General features: G+C 68.2%; 4 protein-coding genes. 3 read left to right on the top strand and 1 reads right to left on the bottom strand.

Features of this window, described 5'->3' with window-relative positions; genetic code table 11:
- Window positions 1-229, bottom strand: a 229-nt coding sequence (locus P409_RS26205) for an ATP-grasp domain-containing protein (RefSeq protein WP_034845352.1), incomplete at its 3' end; no start/stop codon positions are given.
- Window positions 230-416: 187 nt separating this feature from the next.
- Here P409_RS26205 and P409_RS39260 point away from each other — a divergent pair.
- The 3 genes from P409_RS39260 (at window position 417) to P409_RS26220 (ending at window position 4,822) form a co-directional block, all read left to right on the top strand.
- A complete protein-coding gene (locus P409_RS39260) occupies window positions 417-1,031 on the top strand; it encodes a glutathione S-transferase family protein (RefSeq protein ID WP_052121414.1) in 615 nt (204 codons plus the stop codon).
- A gap of 262 nt (window positions 1,032-1,293) precedes the next feature.
- Complete coding sequence (locus tag P409_RS26215; RefSeq protein ID WP_152613549.1) at window positions 1,294-2,916, top strand: M20/M25/M40 family metallo-hydrolase; 1,623 nt, start codon at window positions 1,294-1,296, stop codon at window positions 2,914-2,916.
- A gap of 310 nt (window positions 2,917-3,226) precedes the next feature.
- Window positions 3,227-4,822, top strand: a complete 1,596-nt coding sequence (locus tag P409_RS26220; RefSeq protein ID WP_052121416.1) for a M28 family metallopeptidase — start codon at window positions 3,227-3,229, stop codon at window positions 4,820-4,822.
- The last annotated feature ends 349 nt before the right edge of the window (window positions 4,823-5,171 follow it).

The following is a 5,171-nucleotide window of genomic DNA, read 5'->3' on the forward strand; positions in this document are numbered from 1 at the left end:
CCGCCGTCGACTTCACCACCCGGACCCCGCCCTTGCCCGACGGGTCCTCCTGGAAGTGGCCCTTGCCCCGGCCGCCCGCATGGATCTGCGCCTTGACGACATACACGCTGCCGCCGAGACCCTCCGCCACGCGCACCGCCTCCTCCGGCGTGTACGCCACCCCGCCGCGCGGCACCGGCACGCCATAGCGCCCCAAGAGCCCCTTCGCCTGATACTCGTGGATGTTCATGGACCGTCCGTCCTGGGTGAGAGCGCGGCGCCTGAGGCCGCCCGCGAAACGGGCCGCACAATAGCACCTGAATCTCTCGGGGCAACCGAGTCGCTGCAATGCAGCAAGCCGCGAGGCGCAGACCGTTGATCCCCGCCGGTTTCGCGCCATCATGGTTGCGGCGGTCGAAACCGGGGAGGGCACGGCGATGTACAGGCTGTACTGGAACAGGGACACCGGCGCCTTCGCCCCCGACCTGGTGCTGCAGCTGGCCGGCGCGCCCTGCGAGCGGGTCCGCATCGACCACAAGGTGGGTGAGCATCGCCATCCCGATTATCTGCGCCTGAACCCGATGGGCGAGATCCCGACGCTGGTGCTGCCGGACGGCACGGTGCTGACCGAGTCGGCGGCGATGATCCTGCATCTGGTCGATGCCCATCCCGCCGCCGGGCTGGCGCCGCCGCCGGGCAGCGCCGGCCGCGCCCGGTTCGACCGCTGGCTGGTGTTCATGGCGGTGAACCTGTACGGCGCCGTGCTGCGCCAGGCCTATCCCGAGCGCTTCACCGCCGACCCCGCTGGCGCCCCGGCCGTGCGGGAGGCGGCGGACCGTGCGGTCGACCGCTACTGGGCGCTGGTCGCCGACGCGCTGATGCCCGGCCCGTACCTTCTCGGCGAGCAGCGCAGCGCGGCCGACCTGTACCTGCTGACGCTGCTGACCTGGTACGACTTCCGCGAGGAGATGACTCCGCTCAGCCGGATCTGGGACGCGCTGCTGGCGGACCCCACTGTGGCGGAGGCCTGGCGCCGCTACTTCTCGGAATGATGTTGCGCTGCAGCAGTATCGGGAAAAGAGTCGTCGAGCTTTGTCGGGCAATATCTCAGAAGAGACCAAGGTTTCATAGAATTGTTAATGTATAACGCAAATCTTTGAAAGAGTTTCAGACAAATTGACCTAAATCAGGAATGTTGACGACTGTCCCGGTGGCGGCGGACAGTGCCGTCACGTGGGGGCTGGCCGGATCGAGGCCATTCGTTTGCGAACCGGGCGGCCACAAGCCCCACCGCAACACATAGGGGGACCAATCGTGAGACTGAGTCATCTGGCGGCCGCCGCTTTGGCGTCCGTCGTCGCCCTTCCCGTGTCCTCGGCCCTGGCCGATACGGCCTCCGCGAGCGCTTCCAAGGCCTCCGCCAACACCCTGTCGCTGGGCAACCCGCTCGGCGACCTGATCACGGCGCTGATGAGCCTGGACCTGCAGCGGGCGGTCACCGTCCCGAACATCCGCCAGCACCTCAACGCCCTGCAGCGGATCGCCGATGCGAATGGCGGCAACCGCGCCGCGGGCACGCCCGGCAATGTCGCCACGGTCAACTACATCAAGCAGCGGCTGCAGCGCGCCGGCTACCGGGTGACGGTGCAGAATTTCGACATCCCGTTCTACGAGGAGCGCGGGCCCGGCACCTTCGCCGAGCTGACGCCGACGCCGAAGACTTTCGTCGAGGGCACCGACTTCACCACGATGCCGTTCTCCGGCTCGGGGGACGTCACCGGCCGGCTGGTGCCGACCACCGACATCGAGATCCCGCCGGCGCCGGCACCGAACTCGACCAGCGGCTGCGAGCCCGCGGACTTCCCGGCCGCGGTGTCCGGCAACGTCGCCCTGGTCCAGCGCGGCACCTGCGATTTCAGCGTCAAGGCGGCCAATGCCAAGGCGGCCGGCGCCAAGGCCGTGGTCATCTTCAATGAAGGCCAGCCCGGGCGCACCGACCTGTTCCCCACCGCCGCCATGGACGTGCCGATCGACATCCCGGTGCTGAAGGCCACCTTCCAGGTCGGCGCCGACCTCTACGCCCAGACCCAGGCCGGCCCGGTGACCGTGCATGTCACCACCAACACGCTGTCCGAGAACCGCCCGACCTCGAACGTCATCGGCGAGACGTATTTCGGCCGGCCCGATTCGGTCGTGGTGGTCGGCGCCCACAATGACTCGGTGCCCGCAGGCCCGGGCATCAACGACGACGGCAGCGGCACCGCGACCAATCTCGAGGTCGCCGAGCAGCTGGGCCGCCGCCAGCTGCTGCTGCGCAACAAGGTGCGCTTCGCCTTCTTCGGCGCCGAGGAGCTCGGTCTGCTCGGCTCCTACCACTATGTCGAGACGCTGAGCGACGCCGAGCGGGCGAAGATCAAGGTGATGCTGGACTTCGACATGCTGGCGTCGCCGAACTACGTCCGCTTCGTCTATGACGGCAACGGCTCCACCTTCCCGGACGCGACGGGCCCGAACGGCTCCGGCCTGGTCGAGAACGTGTTCCTGGCCTTCTTCGCCCAGCGCAACCTGGCGACCGAGCCGACGGCCTTCGACGGCCGCTCGGACTACGTCGCCTTCACCGATGCCGGCATCCCGGCGGGCGGCATCTTCAGCGGCGCCGAGGTGGTCAAGACCGAGGCCCAGGCGCGGATCTATGGCGGCACTGCCGGCCAGCCCTATGATCCCTGCTATCACCAGGCCTGCGACACCATCGCCAACATCAACAACACCGTGCTCGACCAGTTCTCGGACGCGGTGGCGAACTCGGTCGTCGTGTTCGCCCAGCGGCGCGACCCCGTGGTCGACCCGGTCGGACTGGCGGCCTCGGCCGCGACCAAGCGGGTCGCCCGGACGGCGACGAAGGGCGCGCTGTACAAGGGCCCGCTGATGATCCGCTGACGCGGCGGCAGGCAGATGGGTTCGGGGTCCGGGCGGCGACGTCCGGACCCGGTTCTATTTTGGAAGATACAGTAATTTGTCAGGCAAAATCTCGACTGAGACCAGATATCTGCGGATTTGTCGGGCTAAATCTCGATAATGTCAAATTTCTGCAAATACAGCCTAAAACAAGATTCAACAATTCCATTGACGTGTTTCCAGGCGATGCTGGACAGTGCTGACCCAAGTGGGGAGGCTGGCCGGAAACGGCCTTTCGATTGCGATCCGGGCCGCCACAAGCCCCACCGCAACGACTTGAAGGGGGACCATCGTGAAAACGCGTCATCTGGCGGCCGCCCTGCTGGCGACCGCCCTGGCCCTGCCTGCGTCCTCGGCCATGGCCGCCACCACCAACGCCGCCCCGTCGGCGGCGGCCCAGCGTGGCCTGATCGGCGACCTGATCACCGGGCTGATCAGCGCCGACCTGCAGCGGGCGGTCACGGTCGCCGGGATCCGCCAGCACCTGACCGCTCTGCAGGCCATCGCCACCGCCAATGGCGGCAATCGCGCCGCCGGCCTGCCGGGCTACAAGGCCTCGGTCGACTATGTGAAGCAGCGGCTGCAGCGCGCCGGCTACCGGGTCACCGTCCAGCCCTTCCCGTTCGATTTCTTCCAGGAGACGGGCACGCCGGAATTCGCGCGGGTGTCGCCGTCGCCGCGGACCTACACTCCCGCCACCGACTTCGCGACCACGCTCTATTCCGCCTCGACCGAGGTCACCGGCCGGGTGGTGCCGACCCGCAATATCGTGCTGCCGCCGACACCGGAGCCGAGCTCGGCGAGCGGCTGCGAGGCCGCCGATTATCCGCCGGAGACGGCCGGGGCCATCGCCCTGATCCAGCGTGGCACCTGCACCTTCGCCCAGAAGGCGGAGATGGCGGAGGCGGCGGGCGCCATCGGCGTCATCATCATGAATGAGGGCCAGCCCGGCCGCACCGACGTGATCGAGGGCGTCGGCCTCGGCGCGCCGCGGCCCTATCCGGGTGTGTTCACCAGCTTCGAGGTCGGCAACGAGCTGTACACCCAGGCCCAGTCCGGCCCGGTGACCGTCCGCATCAAGGTCCAGGCGATCAATGAGGAGCGGACCAACTGGAACGTCATCGCCGACACCTGGTTCGGCGACCCGAACAAGGTCGTCACGGTCGGGGCGCATCTCGATTCCGTGCAGGTCGGCCCGGGCATCAACGACAATGGCAGCGGCACCGCGACCAATCTCGAGGTGGCGGAGCAGGTCGGCCGCCGCCAGCTGCTGCTGCGCAACAAGGTGCGCTTCGCCTTCTGGGGCGGCGAGGAGCTGGGGCTGCTCGGCTCCACCCACTATGTCGCGTCGCTCAGCGATGCCGAGAAGAAGAAGATCCTGCTGAACCTGAACTTCGACATGCTGGCGTCGCCGAACTTCGTGCGCTTCGTCTATGACGGCAACGGGTCGGACACGCCGGATGCCGGGCCGGACGGGTCCGGGCTGATCGAGAACGTGTTCCTGGCGCATTTCGCCCGCAAGAACCTGGCCACGGCCCCGACCGCCTTCGACGGCCGGTCCGACTACGGCCCGTTCATCGAGAACGGCATCCCGGCCGGCGGCCTGTTCAGCGGCGCCGAGAACGTCAAGTCCGAGGCCGAGGCGCGGATCTATGGCGGCACGGCGGGCCAGCCCTACGATGCCTGCTACCACCAGCCCTGCGACGGCATCGCCAATATCAGCAACACCGCGCTGGACCAGTTTTCGGACGCGGTGGCGAATGCGGTGATCGTGTTCGCGATGCGGCGCGACCCGGTGACCGACACCGCGGAGTTCGCGGCCACGGCCGCCAAGCGCGCGGCGGCCAAGCGCAGCCCGCTGTTCAAGGGCGGCCTGGCCATCCGCTGATGGTCGGGGGATGACGGGGCGGGGGCCGGGCGTCACGTCCTGCCCCCTTTTCCTTTCCCCTCGCCGTCATTGCGAGGAGGCGAAGCCGACGAAGCAATCCATCGTCCCGCACGAGCGGCTGCATGGATTGCTTCGCTGCGCTCGCAATGACGGTGGTGGGAACTGTGAAAGGTTCCGTAGGCGGAAGAGGTCGCGCGACTGCCTCTACCCCAGCGCGCGGCCGGTCTCCGGGTCGAACAGGTGCAACTGGTCCTCGGGCACGGCGAAGGCCAGGCGGTCGCCGCCGCGGGCCGGCACCACGCCGGGCAGCCGGGCCAGGAGGGTCGTGCCGTCGCCCAACCGGCCGTGG

It is taken from the genome of Inquilinus limosus MP06 (assembly GCF_000767795.1).
Lineage (GTDB): Bacteria > Pseudomonadota > Alphaproteobacteria > DSM-16000 > Inquilinaceae > Inquilinus > Inquilinus limosus_E.

Excerpts from the sequence above, each read along its gene's own strand:
- P409_RS39260 (WP_052121414.1), top strand. The coding sequence starts at position 417 with ATGTACAGGCTGTACTGGAACAGGGACACCGGCGCCTTCGCCCCCGAC.